The sequence below is a fragment of the Alloyangia mangrovi genome (assembly GCF_002300555.2).
In the GTDB taxonomy this organism is placed as follows: Bacteria; Pseudomonadota; Alphaproteobacteria; order Rhodobacterales; family Rhodobacteraceae; genus Salipiger; species Salipiger mangrovi.
The window spans coordinates 1-441 of record NZ_NTHN02000154.1 but is presented as its reverse complement, the minus strand read 5'-3'; the positions used below and the strand labels follow the sequence as shown (position 1 = coordinate 441).

General features: G+C 68.9%; 1 protein-coding gene. It reads right to left on the bottom strand.

The window, feature by feature from the left end; genetic code table 11:
• The coding region (locus CLG85_RS27195; protein ID WP_260350401.1) for a dihydrodipicolinate synthase family protein at positions 1-441 on the bottom strand (441 nt) is incomplete at both ends.

The window sequence follows — 441 nt, the reverse complement described above, 5'->3', positions numbered from 1 at the left end:
TGAACACCGCCGAACTGTAGGTGGTGAAGCCCGCGCCGAGATAGGCCTCGGCAAACAGCTCCGCCGTCGGCATGCCGCCGAGGTAGGTCAGCCGGTCGCCCATCTTGGCGGTGATCTGCCGCACCAGGCCGATATCGCCGGTGCCGTCCTTGAAGCCGACGAGGTTCGGGCAGGCGTCGCAGAGCCGCGCCAGCGTGTCGGCCTGCAGCACGGCGTTGTCGCGGTTGTAGACCATGACGCCCATGCCGGTGGCGTCGCAGACCGCCTTGACGTGGGCGTAGAGCCCTTCCTGCGGCGCGTCGATCAGGTAGTGCGGCAGCAGGAGGATACCGTCGCCACCCGCCGCCTCGACCGAGCGCGCGATGCCCTTGGCGATCTCGGTGCCGTAGCCGCAGCCCGAGACGATCGCGGTCTTGCCGGCGCTTTCCTTGGCGGCCTTGA